Genomic DNA, 18,665 nt, shown 5'->3' with positions numbered 1-18,665 from the left:
GATAAATTGAAATTAGTAGGTTAATCAATGCCCGAAACCAACCGCATAGAGTACAAACGAGAACTCAATACCGACGTGGATATTGAAAAGGAGGTCATAGCCTTTTTGAATTACCACGAAGGCGGTACGATCTATATCGGTATCGACAAGGCAGGCAAAATAATTGGCGTTACGGATGCGGACGGAGATACACTCAAAATCAAAGACCGTATCAAAAACAATATTTCCCCATCGGCCATGGGCTTGTTTGACGTGGTAGTTGAAGAGCGCGAGGGCAAGGATATTATCAAACTCATCGTAGCCAGCGGCAGCGAAAAGCCCTATTTCAAAAAGAAATACGGGATGACTAATAGGGGTTGTTTTATCCGCGTGGGTACGGCAGCAGAGCCAATGCCACAGGGGATGATTGACAGGTTGTTTGCCACGCGCACCCGTAATTCCATCGGTAAGATAAAATCGCATTGGCAGGATTTAAATTTTGAGCAGCTTCGTATTTATTATGAAGAGAAACAAAAGCCGCTCAGTAAGCAATTCAAAAAAACCTTGGAGTTGCTCACCGAAGATGGCGCGCTTAATTACGCGGCGTACTTGTTGGCCGATGAAAACGGTGTTTCCATCAAGGTGGCAAAGTACAGCGGTACGAATCGGGTAGACCTTATTGAAAATAATGAATATGGCTATTGCTCGCTGATCAAGGCGACGAAAAGCGTATTGGATAAAATCGAATTGGAAAATCGGACGGCAACCCAAATTACTTCCAAGGAACGAATAGACCGGAGGCTCTGGAATCCGGTAGCCATCCGCGAGGCCGTTATAAATTCCATCGTGCATAATGACTTTACCCGTGAGGTTCCACCTAAATTTGAGATTTTTGCCGACCGGATAGAAATCACATCGGCAGGCATTTTGCCGGAAGGGTTGAGTGAAGAAGAATTTTTTGATGGGGTTTCCATTCCAAGAAATCGGGAACTGATGCGAGTTTATCGGGATTTGGAATTGGTAGAGCAGCTTGGTTCGGGTGTGCCAAGAATTCTGGAAAGCTATGGGAAGGAATGTTTTCGGTTTATGGATAACTTTACGAGAATGACGTTTCCTGCATCGGAACAAGTCACCCCACAAGTCACCCCGCAAGTCACCCCGCAAGTCACCCCGCAAGTCAAAGAACTCCTTGATGTTTTTCGAGGGGTGCATAACAGAACCGAATTGCAGGCAAAACTGGGTTTGTTAGATCGGGAACATTTTCGAAAATCATACTTGCAGCCCGCTATAGATGAGGGCCTGATTGCTTTGACCATACCTGATAAACCTACCAGTAGCAAGCAGCGTTATGTATTGACAGCGTTGGGGAAACGAATGACAAATCAATGATCGTAGCGAATAGGAAATGAAGAACCAATTCGAAATATACCAAGCCAGCGAGCAATTATTACGAACACATTATCCGAAACGAACAGGCGTATCAACATATTACGGAGTACATTATCAATAACCCTGCAAAATGGCAGAATGATAAATTTCACACAAAATGAACGGCGAAATCATTATATACCAAAATCCTGACGGCAACATCAAAATAGATGTCCGCTTGGAAGAAGAAACTGTTTGGCTTACGCAGGCTCAAATGGGGCAACTTTTTGGAAAGGACAAACGAACCATTTCGGAGCATATTGGTAATATCTTCAAGGAAGGTGAATTAGACGAAAATGTGGTTGTCCGGAAATTCCGGACAACCATTCAACACGGTGCTATTGCCGGAAAAACACAGGAAGTTGAGGTTAATGGCTATAATCTTGATGTCATCATTTCCGTAGGCTACCGGGTAAAATCACCACAGGGCACGCAGTTCCGTATTTGGGCAACACTTCAGGCGCATCCTGCCATAGAAAAGCAGTCGGCGGCTAACCAAGCTACTAACCGAGCTTTGGAATTGTTGGAAGCGTATGTCCATGACCGGGTAAAAGAAATGTTGGCTAATCTTGGGGAATATATCCGTAGAGCAGCATTGTTTGAGCATAAGGGACTAAGCAATCAGAGTTATAACCGGGAAAAGGCATCATTATAAATGAGTTTGGCTATATAGAAATTTAAGTTTTTGCTAAAAAAGTTGGTAAAATGATTGTATCTTTGGTTATGAACAACCAAATCGAAATATACCAAGCCAGTGATGGCCAAACGCAGATAGAAGTAACGTTTGAGCAGGATACCGTGTGGCTTACACAACAGCAGATGGCCGCTCTGTTCAATCAAACCAAGCAGAATATCAGCCTACACATCAATAACTGTTTTAAGGAGGGAGAGTTGAGTAGGGAAGTAACTGTCAAGGATTCCTTGACAGTTCAACTCGAAGGCAGTAGAAAGGTCAAGCGAAGGATCGAATACTATAATCTAGACGTCATTAATTCGAGAAGCGATTACGTAAGGTGTTGACCGATACGAGTGATATGGGATGGGGTTCCATGATATGCTGTCTGAGTATTTCTTCCGGTATTTCGATGAGGCTTAACTAAAGGTTCTCTATCCATCATGGGAAATAGCAGCAATGAGCCGAATAAAATTTGTAATCGGCTCATTTTGTGCTTATATTTGAGCCAATTAAGAAGTGTAATCGGCTCATGGTGTATAACTGGCAACTTCAAGGCTGGCCTGACTTTACTTACGGCGTATCGGAAGTGCAGCCGTTGATTCTTGCGTTTGCGCAGGAAACAGGGGAGGTGAATGGCCTTATCCAAGGGTTGCCGGACGACCTCAAACAGGAGACATTGCTCCAGCTTATGCTGTCCGAAGCTGTGAAAACCTCGGAAATAGAAGGGGAATATGTAAGCCGCGAGGACGTGATGTCTTCGATCCGGAATAACCTGGGGTTGAACGATGTCCCGATTTACATCAAGGACCAGCGGGCATCGGGCGTGGCCCAATTGATGGTGGAAGTAAGGAAAGGCTTTCAGGAGCCGCTGACATTGGATATGCTCAAAGCTTGGCACCGCTTACTCTTTGCCAATACAAGTCGGGTCAATCCGGGAGAATGGCGGCAGGGCGATGCCCCCATGCAGGTGGTTTCCGGTGCCTATGGACGGGAAACCGTCCATTACGAAGCGCCGCCATCGGCATGCGTACCGGAGGAAATGGACGGTTTTGTTCGCTGGTACAATTCGGCGACCTATCCGCTAAAGGGTCAGGTGCCCGAAGCGATATTGAAGTCGGCAATCGCTCATCTGTATTTCGAATCCATCCATCCATTTGAAGACGGAAACGGTCGCATCGGCCGGGCGATAGCGGAGAAAGCTTTATCGCAGTCGCTTGGTCGCCCCATCATGTTGAGCCTTTCCAAAACCATCGAGGCGAATAAAAAGGCCTATTACGATGCATTGAAGGAAGCGCAACGCGCTTTGGACATTACCGCATGGATGGTTTATTTTGCAAACGTGATCCTGGAAGCGCAGCGCGATGCCAAAGCCATGGTACTGTTTACGTTAAAGAAAGCGCGGTTCTATGACCGGTATAAAACCCAGCTTGACCAGCGGCAATTGAAAGCGATCAACAAAATGCTGGACAAGGGAGCAGATGGTTTCGAAGGTGGGATGACGGCCAAAAAGTACATGGGCATTACCAAGGTTTCAAAAGCGACCGCCACGCGTGATTTGCAACATTTGCACGAAATGGGCGTACTGGTTCAGGAAGGAGCTGGTCGCTCTGTGCGATATCAGTTAAATCTGCCATAGCCGTTTGGCTCTTATTTGTACCTATTTCTCGTAAATGATTATAAATCAATAGAAATTACATATTTCATCGGGAAATAAATCACCAATGTGTTTTATCTGATAGAACATGGCTACAATCGTTTGAATAACAATGCCGATGTTGCATTATTCCTCATTCCGATTTCCGTTAAACATCTCCTCCAAAAGCTCGTACAGTTCAGGATGTTTTTCCTTTAACTTCGCTGGTTTTTCAAAAAAATATTCAGAGATCACGGCGAAGAACTCAGCTTCATTGGTCATTGCGTATGCATCAATATCGGATTTTCCAGAAGCTATCCGTTGCATTTCGCGATGCATGAGCCTCACCCATGGAGTTAGATGATGCTCATCTAACAGATATTCAGGTTTGCCGTCCGTGTTCCCATCTGTTTTGTCAAGCAGGTGCACGAATTCATGGATGCCGGTATTATGCCCATCATCTGCAGAAAAACCGGCCCGCAGCCCTTTTTGCGATAACAGCATTTGCCCGTTCATGGCTCCGGTACCCACCATGCCAAGTGTATTGCGGTCAGCTCCTTCATATTGGAATTCCTGATTGAAGGTATCGGGGTATAAGATGACATTGGTGATGTTTGGGTAACGCCAGCCTTCAAAGGCAAAAATTGGTATGATGGCGCTGGCAGCCACCAATGCCCTGTCCAGTGGCTCGGGCGTCAGGCCCACTCCTTCGATCCGTACGTAGGAAAGAAAGTCCGAGGCACGAGAAAGAAAGCTCTTTTTGTCCGTATCGGACAATTTTTTATAAAAGGCAACATGCTGGATTAATAGCGTGTCCAATTCGTTGGTACCTACTCCTAAATCCGGCACCTTCTGTTTACGGCTGAATAAATAACCAATAATGATTAACGCAACTATTCCTGTAGAGATATAGATCATTTATACATGTGTTGACACAACGAAGATAACAAAATAAAGGTAGTTTGATTTCCCTGAGCCCTGTCATTTTTATTAATTTTACCATGGTCAATACGGCCAGCAGACATAAAGCTGATGGAAGAAGTACAAATTATCTTTTGACGTCATCCTCTTCATCCCTCTCCTTTTCTTCTTCGGCTTTATTCCGGATGGTAACGAGCCGTCTAAAAAACTCACTAAACGTATAAAATTCCTGCCGGTAAACCAATCCCAAAGCACTCACATAATTATCATTGAGGGGAACAAGTAAGGAGTTACGGCTGTTTAGCCGGTTGGAGCCCCGCAAGACCAATCGTCCATCTTTCCGGATGAGATAAAGCAATTCCGCATCAGTGACAATGCGGTCGCTGAATATACTCAGGTCATTGAGGTTTCGTCTGTCGGTAACCCCTCCAGTAAAAACCAGCCGGTCATTGAAGAGGCGCACTGATGCGCTAGCATCGTTGAGTGAGCGGATATTCAGATCTACAAAATTAAGATTGAGTGACTGAGAAATGAGATTATTGAGTTGGTTAAAAGCTAGTTCGGTGCCAGCACTCAATAGTGTATTGTTCAGTTCCCGACTGAAATCGGAGGCAGACCCTGGGGCAAAACTGCGGCGTACGATGAGACTAAGGGCTTGCTGGTTCACATTATTGGCATCGCTAAGGTAACTCTGCAGTTCATCCTTTACATAAGGGTCGTTGGGGAAGTTTAGGCCAAACGTTATATCAGGCCGCATTAGGTTGCCATTAAGATTCATTTCCGCTTGGGCCAATAACCGTTGCTCGACGGTCTCACGCCCGGCGGCATTATACAGTGGGGCCATGCTGATACGCTGCCCGTATACGGCCGTGAGGTTGACAATGGCCTCGGTCGGTTGGCCGGTCCATCGTATGGTTCCTCCCTCGTTGATATCAAAAATCTTATTAATGAAATCCTGGGCAGTGAATGTAAACTTGCCCGTGTTGATGGTGTAATCGCCAAACATTTCAAAATCACCAAGACTGGATATACGTAAGGATATCAATCCTTCGCCCCGTCCAGATAGTTCGCCTAAGTCGGTATATAGGTTCATTGCAGCCTCCGGGGTTATCTGCAAATCCATATTCATGCTCAACCCTTTTAAAAACCGTGATCGGGGACGCAAAGCGTCTAATGTGTCATGACTCACAAACCGGATAAAATCATTATCGTTCACTGTACCCACCGCATTAAGCGGGATGTTAAAATTGGTATTTTCGTTTGTACGTGCCTTGATATCGATACTAATGGCATTTGTAGGACCCTTGAAACTAAATTTCCCTGTGCTATAGGCTGTGCCGTAATAGAGCGGATTATCCCTGAAGGTGGTATTAAGTATCAGAAAATTCGTGGCATCGACGACTGCATCAATATCAGGAATAGACGGATTGCGCATATCCACCTTACCATTGGCAAGGGCCCTGTTATTATTGGGATCCGTGATAACCAAATCCTCGAAAATGATCGTGCTGTTTGACAACGATATATCATCATCTATTCGATATGGCGTTTTGAGGTAATTGACGGTGAACCCAGCATCATGCAAAAAACAAATGCCATTGATTTGCGGAGTCAATACCGATCCCGTTATGTTGAGGTTGGCAGATAGTGTTCCGCTTATATCAGAAACAAGATTGCTAAGGAAAGGTTGGAAGATAATCAATTCGCTTCGGTTGAGCTTGGCTTCCATGTTGAGTTTGTCGGTTTCTGCGGTAGCATTATAGGTGCCTGTGGCCATGATAGTTTTCACATCGCCACGTGCCACCTCTAATTTTACATTGACCAATCTGCTAGGACGGTCAAAGTCGGCCTGTAGCAGCATATCGCCTATTTCAGTATTGTTGAGGTGTACATCTTCAGCTTCAATATCGGCTATCGCATAAGGAGTTTTTAAAACGGATGATACATCCATCCGTCCATTGAGCATTCCCCTTAATCCGATGCCCGATGGTTGTGTGACGGAATTGAGTGTGCTGAGATTGAAATTTTTAAATGTAAGGAAAGCCTTGTCTTCATCATTGGATGAGATGATTCCTCCAAGTTGAACGGTTTGATCACGGCGCGATAATTCAAGACCATGCATATGAATCTTACCCTCGTCAAAATAAAGTGACGCCCGCTCATCAAGTTGCCAAGATTCACGGTTAAGCACGACGGAAGATGGAAGTATGCTCATTTTGGCTGGTTCCCCTTTTGTGAAATTTACCAGGCCATTAAGATCCAATTGATTGTTTGCTGATACATTGGAAAGTTTGAGATTGAATTGCAAGCTGTCATTGGCCAACACATTAGACAAGTTTAAATTATTGATGTACAGGCTATCTGTTATGCTTATCCGATCTGCCGTTATAAACAGCCGTAATGCGCCACCGTTGGCCGTCTCATCTACAATCAATCGATTTATGCTTAGGCTGCCGAAGGTAAGTTTTGGAGCTAGGAAATTGAAATTAGCCAAATTGGAAGTAGTGGAGAAATGACCATTCATCAAAGCTCCTTCGGGCAATGCGAGCTTAGGTGCCAAGAAAACCGCAATAGGGGCAAAGTCTTTCAGCTTCAAATTAAAGTCAAATGCCTGTTTTCCATACGGGTTTGATTCCAACCCCATGGATGGCGCATAATGCATGGCGACGGATTTAAAATAAGCACCGAAGGTATTCAGGTCCATTTCCCCATTCACCGTGGCATCCACTAAGTCTGAGGTAAGCCACAAGGTACGGTGTTCTTCATTACCGGTAGCCACCAATGCTAATGAATCAATAGTAAACGAATTGGTGTCAGCTTGGAAACGAACATCATGTAAAGCGACTTCCCCTTGGATATTATTGAGCGTGTTCCCCTTGAAATTGCTTGTAACGGTGGCCTCCTGGACGATGACCAAAGCGCTTTCGTATACATGGATATTACGCAAATGGGCATGGCCTACTTCAGCGATAAACGTATATTCCGGCCATTGGGGATTGAGATTGACTTCGCCATCGAAAAGCAACTGTAAGTTGGGGTCATTGACAGCAAGGTTGCCCGCGAAGAGCATCTCCGCAAATCTACCCTCCAGATCAATATTGTTATATCGATAGCCTTTAAAATCCAAATATTCAATATTTCCCATCACTTTGCTGTCGATGTTATGTAAGGCAAACCCTTGGCCTTCAACAGTGACATCAAAACCACCATGCCCGACCAGCTCTTGTTGGAGCAAAACACCCAAATCGAAATCACCTGAAGAAAGGTGCCCCGAATATCGATTTTCATCATTGAGCTGCAAGTTGATGTCAGTTTTGAGCATACCGAGTGCGGTTTCGAATGTGCCGTTGGCAATAAAATCATTGTAATGACCAGTGAGTCCGCCTTGATACGTAATGTTTCCCATGCGATCAAAAACGTCTGGCAATTTCAATTCCGGCGTATTCCCCAATTGTGGAACTAGCGATTCGATTTCGTGACTGTTGGTTACCAAATGACGGAGCTGTAAATCAAATATCGTATGATGGATATCTGGCAAACCCTTGATGGTGAAATTGCCCTGTAAGCGGGTACTGCCGCCTAATCGAATAGCCACACGCCTTGCGGTGATTGCGGGAATTTTCCCAGTAAATTCGCCTGATATCGCCACATCAAAATTCGTTTTGGCTATGCCTGGGGCAAAATATTCAATATCTTTGGAGTGGATTTGAGCACGGTCAAGGTTCAATCCGATATTGACATTTTCGATAAAATCACCGAATGCGGAGAGATCGTCGTATTCAAACCTGAGGAAGTTCCGCAAGCGACTCCGGTTAGTCTCTATGTACAAGTTTTGTAATTCCGTACTATTGGTGTCCACTACTGTCAATGCATTCATTTCACGCAGGTGGAAACCACTTTTCTCTTTAAATCTTAGGTTTTTGATCGTGGATTTAAATACGTGGTTGTCAAAATCAATATCTGCAAAACTGCCACTAAGCTCCGTTATTTGGACATCCTTGAAATCGATACCTTTTGCGTTAGAACCATTTTTATCCGCCTTATATTGGAATGAAATATTTGAAAGGTCAATGGCCCTGATATCTAATTTGATGCCTTTTGTAGATGGCGACTTATCAGGAGGTTCTGGCCGAAAATAGTTGAGAATAAATGACAGGTTAGTGCTATCAGCATGGCGTTTCAGAAAAAAACGGCTATCGGTAAGTTTCAAATGGCTCACTACCACTTGGGCATCATGTAATTTCCGCAAATTTACTGAGGCAGAAAGTTGTTGGGCATATAGCAGCGTATCACCTTTTAAATCCGCTATATATAATCCATTAAGTACCAATGAAGAAAAAGGCTTGAAATACATGCCTTTCAACGATACCGTAGTATGGAGTTCTTTAGAAAGGAATGTAGCCGCTTTTTTCGCGAAATAGGTTTGCACTGGTTTATATTGGAGCGCATAAATGAGTCCAACCAATAGTAGCAAGAGCCCGGCGAGTGTCCAGAGCGTTATTTTTATTATTTTTTTGATATTTTTGTCTAAAATTTAAAAGTCCAACACACTATCCATGTCCATCATTCTCGGCATCGAATCTTCATGCGACGAAACATCCGCTGCCATTTGTATAGACGGAAAAATCCGTTCAAATATTATAGCTAACCAAACTATTCATGAAAAATTTGGTGGGGTAGTACCCGAATTAGCTTCGCGTGCTCACCAGCAAAATATTATCCCTGCCGTACAGCAGGCTATTCGGGAGGCAAAAATACATAAAAATGATATAGATGCGGTGGCATTCACGCGGGGGCCAGGACTTTTGGGCGCGCTATTGGTAGGGGCGTCTTTCGCGAAAGCATTTACGCTCGCTCGAAATATTCCGCTTATCGAGGTCAATCATATGCAGGCGCATATTCTTGCACATTTCATCGAGGAGCCGATACCTGTATTTCCGTTCTTATGTCTTACAGTTTCCGGTGGGCATACGCAACTGGTGCTGGTTAAGGATTATTTCGACATGGAGCTACTGGGACAGACACTTGACGATGCCGCAGGTGAAGCCTTCGACAAGACAGCAAAAATACTTGGCTTACCTTACCCTGGTGGCCCATTGATTGATAAATATGCACAGCAAGGGAATGAATCGGCATTTCAATTCCCCGAACCACAAATTCCTGGGCTCAACTTCAGCTTCAGTGGCCTGAAGACTTCCATCCTGTATTTTGTACAACAAAAGGAACGCGAGCAGCCTGGGTTCCTGCAATCGCACCTAAGTGATATATGTGCATCCGTGCAATCACGGATTGTATCCATTTTGCTCAATAAACTTAAACGTGCAGCTAAGAAAACGGGTGTGAGGGATGTGGCTATTGCCGGTGGGGTGTCTGCCAATTCAGGTCTACGTAATGGATTGCTCACAATGGGCGAGGAGCAAGGATGGCAAGTTTTTATCCCACGTTTTGAATATTGTACAGATAATGCGGCCATGATCGCTATTGCTGGTCATTACAAGTACCTTGCCCGAGATTTTGTGGGCCAGGATGTGGCCCCATTGGCAAAGTGGACGATGTGAAGCAGTATTCTTAAATGGATATCGCGAATGGATATCGCGGTAAACCAATCAAAGTCATTATATTTGGCGGCATAATCAATAGGAGTTAACGACAACAGGTAAGCTAATGAACTGGAAGCCCGATACCAACCGTTACGAAAATATGGTGTACAACCGCTGTGGCAAGAGCGGATTAAAACTCCCGGCCATTTCCCTCGGTTTATGGAACAATTTTGGCGATGATGTATCGCATCGCAACAAACAGGCAATATGTAGACAGGCATTTGATCAGGGCATCACGCACTTCGATTTGGCCAACAATTATGGCCCTCCATCTGGAAGTGCTGAACTCGCATTTGGCCGCATGCTAAAGGAAGACTTTGCTGGCTACCGGGACGAATTGATCATTTCTTCAAAAGCTGGATATGAAATGTGGCCCGGCCCCTATGGGGAATGGGGAAGTCGTAAATGCTTGATAGCCAGTTGCGACCAAAGCCTCAAGAGAATGGAACTAGATTATGTAGATATTTTTTACGCTCATCGATTTGACCCAGAGACACCCCTTGAAGAAACCATGATGGCATTAGATCACATCGTTCGCTCCGGTCGAGCTTTATATATTGGCATTTCCTCTTATAATACCAAACGTACGCGCGAGGCCATGACTATATTGGCCGAATTAGGGACACCATGCCTCATCCATCAACCCAGTTATTCCTTACTCAATCGTTGGGTTGAAACAGACGGTCTCCTCGATACATTGGATGAAATGGGTGTTGGATCCATCGTTTTTTCCCCGCTTGCTCAAGGCATGCTTACGGACAAATACCTTCAAGGTATTCCGGCTGAAAGCCGTGCTAAAACGAGAGGTTCATTCCGTGCCGAATTCCTCAATGACCAAAATATGGCGAATGTCCGTGCACTCCATGAAATCGCACAAAGACGTGGACAGACGCTCGCTCAAATGGCCATAGCCTGGGTTTTGAGACGCGGACGAGTCACTTCCGCGCTGATTGGCGCCAGTAGGCCCGAACAGGTCACGGATTGTGTGCGCGCGCTCTCGAACTTAGATTTTTCAGACGCCGAACTGGCCGAAATTGACAACTATGCCAAAGAGGCGTCCATTAATATTTGGGCGAAGTCGGCCGAGTTGGAATAATTTTTACGTTCACTAGGCATTACTGCTGGCGTGCTCTAGCTCCTGGATGAATTCTTTACCCCATCGTTCGATGTCGTAATGGCTTACAATTTCATATAACCTACGCATTCGCAATACGCGGTCACTGACATCCATATGGATGGCCTGCAGTAAGCTCTCTTTCATATTTTTCAAGTCGTAAGGATTGGTGAGAACCGCATAGGGCAATTCCACAGATGCCCCAGCAAATTCAGACAGGACCAATACACCGTCCGGGGTATCCTTTAATCCGCGTACACCCACATATTCTTTGGCAACGAGGTTGAGCCCATCACGCAACGGAGTTATCCAGGCAATATCTGCAATGGCATAGTAGGCTATCACTTCCTCGAATGGTACAGCTCGGAAAAAATACCGGATGGGGGTCCATTCCAAATTGGAATATTTGCCATTTATTTCACCCACGGCCCGATCCAGTTCTTGCTGTACCTTGTCATATATTCTCATGCCCTGTGAAGGAGGGGTGCATATGTTGATGAGTTCGATTTTGCCATGTAACTCAGGATGTTCTTGCAGCAACTCACCGAACGCCTGGATTTTTTCGAGAGGTCCTTTGACATAATCCAATCGCTCTATGGAAAGGATAATTTGTTTGTCGCCGGTACGTTTTTGCCAGGTGGCAATGCGTTGTTTTGTTTTCTTGAGTTCATAAATCCGTTTGATGTTGTCGTTATTGATGCCTACCGGTTGTGCGCCAAGCCGTATGAGCCGGTTGCCCACTTCGATTTCCTTGGTCATTTGGTCAATGCCGAGCGCACAGCTGTAGGTAAGGAACTGTTTGGCCGCGTTGATCCGTTTTATTACCTTCACTGGGGCGTGACTGCGTAGCACGTCTACAAAATTTTCGACATATCTAGGGATATGGAAACTAATGAAATCGCATTGCAAAAGGCTACCAATGATTTCCCTACGCCAAGGAATAATGTTGAAAATATCAGCAGGGGGAAATGCCGTGTGATGGAAGAAACCGATTTTAACATCCGGGCGCAATTGCCGAAGGAAACCAGGCACCATCCATAGATTGTATTCATGTATCCATACCAATGCACCATGGTCGGCCTGCTCAGCCACGCGTTGTGCAAAGAGCCTGTTGATGTTTACATAATGTGCCCAATGATCATGGTTGAACTTCGCCCTATCAATGAATGAAAAAATAGTCGGCCAAAAAGCTTCTTTGGAAAAGACCCTGTAAAAAAGGTCAATATCCTTCTTGGAGAGCGGAATGATGGAGGCAATAAGGTTCGGGTATTTGTCTTCGTCGATGTATTCATTCTGTACGGGTCGGGTATTTTTTCTGTCCACTACATCTTCGCCAACCCACACTCCGGATCGCCCTTTTTCAAAAAAACCCAACAATGAGGGGATAATGCCGTTTGGACTCCTTGGTGGGATACGCCTTACCTCGCCGCCAACGACCTCCTTGTCAAACGGAAGGCGGTGGTAAACCATCAATAATTGGGTTTCGCCCGATTGTTTTTCCTTCTTTTTGGTAATAACTTCTTTATAGTGCTTTTTGAACATCGGGTAGTATCTAATGGCTTCGATGATGCCGCCTGCCCCAGGGGCCTTTGCATGGTATACCAAGGGATTATCCTTTGTAGCCTCATAGAGCGCGTCTTCGGACTCTCCTACTACCACACCCTGGTATCCAGTTTCATATAACGAAAGATCATTAAGCGTATCGCCGGCAACCAACACTTTGCCTTCCGAAAAACCCAACTGGTCTACCAATTGTAAGAGCGTACTCCCCTTGTTAGTGCCTTTGGGTAAGATATCGAGGTATTTACCAGCCGAAAGCAATACTTTGCAACCGTGCGATTCGGCAATTTGTTTTACCTTTTCGATATCCACGTTGTCGTCATAGTAGAATGAACACCGACGCTGCTGCGGCACTTCTTGGAACTGTAGACCCTCGATGTCGTTGAATGCTTGCCTGATGGTAAAAATGCCCGGCCATTTATCTTCTATCAATGATTGGATGGGTTCCATAGGTTCGAGGGTTTTTCCATCCAATACCGTGGCACCTACATCGCAGATGATGTATTCTGGACTTGGAATGATGGGATCGTTTAGTAGCGGTAGAACACTTTCCAGTCCTCTCCCGGTCACAAATGCCAGTTGTATGTTTTCATTTTGACGGATTAGGCGGTATAACTTAAGCTTATCAACACTTTTGCCGCCTAAGAATGTGCCGTCTAAATCTGTAGCTAATAACATCATTTTAAAATGTATTTGAGTCATCACATTTGATTTGGAAGATGCAATGATGGTGAAACAATAAGGTTGTACGATCGTGTTAGGCAGACAAATGTACGGATTTTTAGGCAAATAGACAAGCGAAGCTTCAACTTGAGCGGTTTCAAAAACCGATTAAGCCGAAGTATCGTTTCGTTGTTTCCATTGCTGGCTGAATGATTTAGGAGCAATTTTGGGTAGGCTGCGGTGTTTACCCCAAGCTTTCTTAAAAAACTTCAGCAAGAGGAAATTTTTGAATTTTCCCTTGAAGAAATCGATGACTTTGCGTTTAGTGATGGCAAAGGTGAAGCTTTTCCATGCTAGCCTCTCGGTTTTGGAGACGATATCCCCCGTTACGGCGTCGCGCCGATTGAGCAAGAGCATTTTGTGGATGTCTATCTTCACTGGGCAGACTTCCGAACACTTACCGCAGAGGCTGGAGGCATAACTGAGATGTTTGAACGCTTCCATGCCACGAAGATGAGGTGTGATAAGCGAGCCGATTGGACCACTATAGGTAGTGTTGTAGGTATGGCCACCGACATTTTTATAGATTGGACATCCATTAAGGCAGGCACCGCAACGGATGCAATATAACCCTTGACGCTGCTCTTTCTGCGCCAGTAACTCAGTACGGCCATTGTCAAGCAATACCACATACATCTCCTCGGGTCCGTCTGTTTCATCTACATGTCTTGGTCCGCCAAGGATGCTGTTGTACACAGTAACGTGTTGCCCAGTGCCATGCGTAGCTAATAAGGGCCAAAAAAGATCGAGATCTGCAAGCGATGGAACGATTTTTTCAATACCTACAATGGCAATATGTATTTTTGGGAATGTGGTGGTGAGTCTGGCATTACCCTCATTTTCAGTAATGGCAATGCTCCCGGTGTCAGCGATGAGGAAATTGCCTCCGGTAATCCCTACATCCGCAGTGGTGTATTGTTGACGTAAGAGCGCTCGGGCCTTTAATGTCAGCTCCTGGGCAGTTGCATCCAAGGGGGTGCCAAAATGCTTATGGAAAAGATCGGCTATATCTTGCAGGCTCAGATGCATGGCGGGCGTAACAATGTGGTACGGCTTCTGGTTGAGCAGTTGTACGATGTATTCGCCAAGGTCGGTCTCGAGGGTTGCTACACCCTTGTTTTCAAGAAACGCATTCAATTCGATTTCTTCCGTGGTCATCGACTTGGATTTGACCACGGTTTTAGCGTTGGCTCGCTCCATGATTTTCCAGATTTCCCGTCGGGCCTCCTCCGCATCGTTTGCCCAAATGACTTTGCCCCCTTTCTTGAGGAAGTTAGACTCAAATTCGGGCAGCAGTTTATCTAGATTTTCCATCACCCGCCACTTGATGATATGGGCCTTACGCTTAGCGTTTTCAATATGGTGGAATCGGGAGAGGCCACTTTGAACGGCTACATCATATTTGTCTATATTATAGTTGATAATCTGCCTATGCCGAGGCTCGAATGCCTTAGCGGCACTATCTTTCAAAAAAGTAAACTCATATGTAGACGGCATAAGCGGCGTATTGTTTGTGTATAATAACGCAAAAAAGCGTAAACTGTTGTGATAAACCTTATAGGCTTATGCGCAACCTGTATACGGGAATTGCCTTAGTAAGAAACCTATGAGGTTTTTATACCCAATTCTACCAATTGTTCAACAGCAATAGGCGAAGGTGAATCGATCATCACATCCCTACCTGAGTTGTTCTTTGGAAATGCAATTACATCACGGATGCTATCTAGACCGGCAAATATAGCCACCAACCTATCAAAACCAAAGGCGATTCCGCCATGGGGTGGAGCACCATAGGTGAATGCTTCTAATAGAAAACCGAACTGTTTTTGTGCTTCTTCCAGACTGAATCCAAGATGCTTGAACATCAGCGACTGCAGTTCACGGTCATGTATCCGGATAGAACCCCCACCAATCTCCGTACCATTGATGACGAGGTCATACGCATTAGCGCGCACTTTTCCGGGGTTGCTGCTCAATAACGGTATATCCTCAGTTTTCGGAGAGGTGAAAGGGTGATGCATCGCATGGTAGCGCCCGCTTTCGTTATCCCACTCCAACAACGGGAAATCCATCACCCACAATGGGGCAAAGATGTTTTTATCCCTTAACCCTAACTGGGAAGCCACCTCAAGCCTGAGCTCGCTCAGTTGTTTCCTTACCTTGTCCGCTTCGCCAGCCATGACCAGCAACAAATCTCCCCGCTTGGCGTTGAAAGCTTGGGCCCACAGTTCGAGTTGTTCGGGACTGTAGAATTTGTCTACCGATGATTTGAGTGTACCATCCTCATTGCAGCGGAGATATACCAATCCACTAGCACCTATCTGCGGCCGTTTCACGAAGTCCGTCAATGCGTCCAATTGTTTGCGCGTATAAGATGCACATCCCTCAGCTTTGATACCCACAATCAGTTCGGCATTGTCAAATACAGGGAACCCGACCCCTTGGAGCAAGTTGTTGAGTTCGATGAATTGCATGCCGAAGCGGATGTCCGGTTTGTCAGATCCATACAAGCGTATGGCCTCGGTATAGGGCATGCGGGGCACCTCGCCCAGATCAACGTCCTTTATTGCTTTGAAAAGATGTTTCATTAAGCCTTCAAAAAGATTGAGAATGTCTTCTTGCTCAACAAAAGCCATCTCGCAGTCTATTTGCGTAAATTCGGGCTGTCTATCTGCCCGCAAATCCTCATCGCGAAAGCATTTCACGATTTGAAAATAACGGTCGAAACCCGATACCATCAATAATTGCTTGAATGTCTGTGGAGATTGAGGCAACGCATAGAATTCACCGGGGTTCATTCGGCTTGGCACTACAAAATCACGGGCACCCTCTGGTGTGGATTTAATCAGAACCGGAGTCTCTATTTCAAGAAAGTGTTGTCCATCAAGGTATTTTCGTGTTTCCTGGGCAAGTTTATGTCGTAATATCAAATTGTTGCGTATGGGATTGCGTCGGAGATCGAGGTAGCGATATTTCATTCGTAAATCCTCGCCACCATCCGTATCGTCTGCTATGGTGAATGGAGGCAGTGCTGACGGATTCAAGATTTCAAGGTCAGTCACCTTGATTTCGATTTCACCAGTGGAAATCTTTGGATTCTTGCTTTCGCGCTCAATAACCATTCCCCTGACCTTGATAACATATTCCCGACCGAGTTCCTTGGCTTTGCTACGTAACGTTTCATCATCCGCAGAATCAAAAGTCAATTGGGTCACCCCATATCGGTCGCGTACATCAATGAAAGTCATTCCCCCCAGATCACGGGATTTTTGCACCCATCCACTCAGTATAACCGCTTTGCCTAAATCCGAAATGGTCAATTCTCCGCACGTATGTGTTCTATGCATATTTCCGTTGTATTAGTCCGCAAACTTAGATAAAATGCGCTGTATTCACGAACGCCTCTTGAGTAAAAACTGTAGTGAGCAATTGCTTTTATATCCAATTTATAAAAAAGGACATATTAAGGGCCAGCCCATATGAGTTATAAGGCCGCTAGTAGGGTGGGAGTAGAATCTATAGTTTGTATATGCAAATGGAAATGGTGCGCTTTGCGTCAATCAAAATAAACAGCCTGAATATGCCCTTCCAAGTGGAACATTTTCTCCATTATTTAGGAGTATGTTAGAGGCATTTCTGGCCCTGATTGCATCTTTGTTTACCAAGTAAGATTTGTGTATCCTAACAAATTTTTTGTTGTTCAATATAGTTTCCGAAACTTCCTTGAGGCATTTCCTGAGTACGATTTTTCTATTCGTTGTGATGAAGGTGGTGTAATTACCCTCAGCATGCGCATAAATCATTTCATCCAACGGTATTTTGGTCTTTTGCTTCCCTTCAGGAAGAAATATATTCTGGCTCTCTTCAGTAATATGGGCGTAATTGAAAGCCATTTCAATGGCTGCATATACATCATTACGGTTAAATGGTTTAACAATATATCCAGATGGTCTGGTTGTTTTCGCAGTTTCTATCGTACCCCGGTCAGCATGCGAAGTAAGAAAGATAAACGGAATTTGATGGTTCCTATTGAGTTCACGGGCAAGGTCTATTCCTGTTTTTTCACTGGACAGGATAATGTCGATCAGAACCAAATCAGGTCGTATACTTTTGATGACCCCCAATGCGTCTTCATAGCTCGTGGAAATGCCACATACTTGATAACCAAGATCTTCAAGCATATATTCCAAATCCATGACAATAATCAGTTGATCTTCAACAATGTGTATTTTTTTCCTTTTCATATTGGTTGCAGATACTATTTCCTAATTTGTCAGTGATTTAAGCCTCACAAGGTTTCATAAAATCGATAATATTCATTTTCGAAGGCTAAAATTAGATAGGTTACGTTTAATTTGTTGTAGGAATACACCTACAGAATGTAAATCATCAAGAAAAAATCGATTAATTGATTGTCTATTAATAAGTTAATGACAATTTCCATTTCTCAAAACCCATACTCTTGACATGTTTCCACTGATTGCACCCGATTCATCATCATGGTTTTGAATTTCATAAGTCAATATAATATTGCCCTTGCCTGGATTGCCTGTAGTGGTGAGTAAAACGGTTTCATCGGTATCCATTTGAGTCGCTATGTCAAAAGGTAAAACAGGATTGTGTATGGTAACACGCCCATCACTGGTTTGGTAAGTGACGGAAGACACAACTGCATTACCATTGGCAGAGACTTGATAAGTGACAAAACCGGGCTTGGAAAGCTGAGTCGCCTCGATATCGCAATGGCATTGCCATGGGTATAATTCCATGCGCTCTCCGCAGGAAAAAAGAAGGAATAAAACGATGGGGATTTTTTTTAAAATAAAAGCTAAATGCATAGTTTGTCACCATTTGTTTGAATCATCCTATTTGTTTGAATCATCCTATCATATTCAAGCTAATAATGTAAGCAACAAGGCAAATATGATGATAAAAGCCACCGATAACCGATAAATCTAACCAGTATTTTTGCATTTGTGGTCATTTGGCTACAAGGCTAAATCTATTGTTGTCCTTTGCCAGAAAAACATA

Annotated in this window: 13 protein-coding genes; 6 read left to right on the top strand and 7 right to left on the bottom strand. The window is 44.5% G+C overall.

Annotated elements, in window-relative coordinates; genetic code table 11:
• Window positions 1–27: 27 nt before the first annotated feature.
• The 4 genes from NF543_RS13465 (at window position 28) to NF543_RS13450 (ending at window position 3,719) form a co-directional block, all read left to right on the top strand.
• The gene (locus NF543_RS13465) at window positions 28–1,368 is read left to right on the top strand and encodes an RNA/DNA-binding domain-containing protein (RefSeq protein WP_257668662.1); all 1,341 of its coding nucleotides are present in this window, start codon (window positions 28–30) and stop codon (window positions 1,366–1,368) included.
• 157 nt (window positions 1,369–1,525) lie between these two features.
• A complete protein-coding gene (locus NF543_RS13460) occupies window positions 1,526–2,062 on the top strand; it encodes a virulence RhuM family protein (protein ID WP_257668661.1) in 537 nt (178 codons plus the stop codon).
• Window positions 2,063–2,130: 68 nt separating this feature from the next.
• Window positions 2,131–2,427, top strand: a complete 297-nt coding sequence (locus tag NF543_RS13455; protein ID WP_257668660.1) for a virulence RhuM family protein — start codon at window positions 2,131–2,133, stop codon at window positions 2,425–2,427.
• Between the two features lie 185 nt (window positions 2,428–2,612).
• Window positions 2,613–3,719, top strand: coding sequence for a Fic family protein (locus NF543_RS13450; RefSeq protein WP_257668659.1), 1,107 nt, complete (start codon window positions 2,613–2,615; stop codon window positions 3,717–3,719).
• Between the two features lie 144 nt (window positions 3,720–3,863).
• Here the strand turns inward: NF543_RS13450 and NF543_RS13445 are convergent, their stop codons facing one another.
• The gene (locus NF543_RS13445) at window positions 3,864–4,634 is read right to left on the bottom strand and encodes a M90 family metallopeptidase (protein WP_257668658.1); all 771 of its coding nucleotides are present in this window, start codon (window positions 4,632–4,634) and stop codon (window positions 3,864–3,866) included.
• 130 nt (window positions 4,635–4,764) lie between these two features.
• The gene (locus tag NF543_RS13440) at window positions 4,765–9,144 is read right to left on the bottom strand and encodes a translocation/assembly module TamB domain-containing protein (protein ID WP_505560200.1); all 4,380 of its coding nucleotides are present in this window, start codon (window positions 9,142–9,144) and stop codon (window positions 4,765–4,767) included.
• 49 nt (window positions 9,145–9,193) lie between these two features.
• Here NF543_RS13440 and tsaD point away from each other — a divergent pair, with 49 nt between their 5' ends.
• Complete coding sequence (gene tsaD / locus NF543_RS13435) at window positions 9,194–10,195, top strand: tRNA (adenosine(37)-N6)-threonylcarbamoyltransferase complex transferase subunit TsaD (protein WP_257668656.1); 1,002 nt, start codon at window positions 9,194–9,196, stop codon at window positions 10,193–10,195.
• A gap of 106 nt (window positions 10,196–10,301) precedes the next feature.
• The gene (mgrA, locus tag NF543_RS13430) at window positions 10,302–11,333 is read left to right on the top strand and encodes an L-glyceraldehyde 3-phosphate reductase (protein WP_257668655.1); all 1,032 of its coding nucleotides are present in this window, start codon (window positions 10,302–10,304) and stop codon (window positions 11,331–11,333) included.
• A 12-nt stretch (window positions 11,334–11,345) separates the two neighbouring features.
• On the opposite strand, the gene ggpS is transcribed toward mgrA, so the two are convergent.
• From ggpS to NF543_RS13405, 5 genes are all read right to left on the bottom strand, one after another.
• A complete protein-coding gene (ggpS, locus tag NF543_RS13425) occupies window positions 11,346–13,592 on the bottom strand; it encodes a glucosylglycerol-phosphate synthase (protein ID WP_257668654.1) in 2,247 nt (748 codons plus the stop codon).
• 150 nt (window positions 13,593–13,742) lie between these two features.
• Window positions 13,743–15,131 carry a LutB/LldF family L-lactate oxidation iron-sulfur protein gene (locus tag NF543_RS13420; RefSeq protein WP_257668653.1) on the bottom strand — a complete coding sequence of 463 codons (1,389 nt, stop codon included), beginning with the start codon at window positions 15,129–15,131 and terminating at the stop codon, window positions 13,743–13,745.
• A gap of 107 nt (window positions 15,132–15,238) precedes the next feature.
• Complete coding sequence (gene aspS / locus NF543_RS13415; protein WP_257668652.1) at window positions 15,239–16,981, bottom strand: aspartate--tRNA ligase; 1,743 nt, start codon at window positions 16,979–16,981, stop codon at window positions 15,239–15,241.
• A 213-nt stretch (window positions 16,982–17,194) separates the two neighbouring features.
• Entirely contained in the window at window positions 17,195–17,878 is a 684-nt protein-coding gene (locus NF543_RS13410; RefSeq protein WP_257668651.1) for a response regulator, read from the bottom strand.
• A gap of 183 nt (window positions 17,879–18,061) precedes the next feature.
• Complete coding sequence (locus NF543_RS13405; protein WP_257668650.1) at window positions 18,062–18,472, bottom strand: hypothetical protein; 411 nt, start codon at window positions 18,470–18,472, stop codon at window positions 18,062–18,064.
• Window positions 18,473–18,665 lie beyond the last annotated feature (193 nt).

The sequence above is a fragment of the Parapedobacter tibetensis genome, assembly GCF_024704835.1.
GTDB lineage: Bacteria > Bacteroidota > Bacteroidia > Sphingobacteriales > Sphingobacteriaceae > Parapedobacter > Parapedobacter tibetensis.
This window is presented reverse-complemented; position numbering and strand designations above follow the sequence as displayed.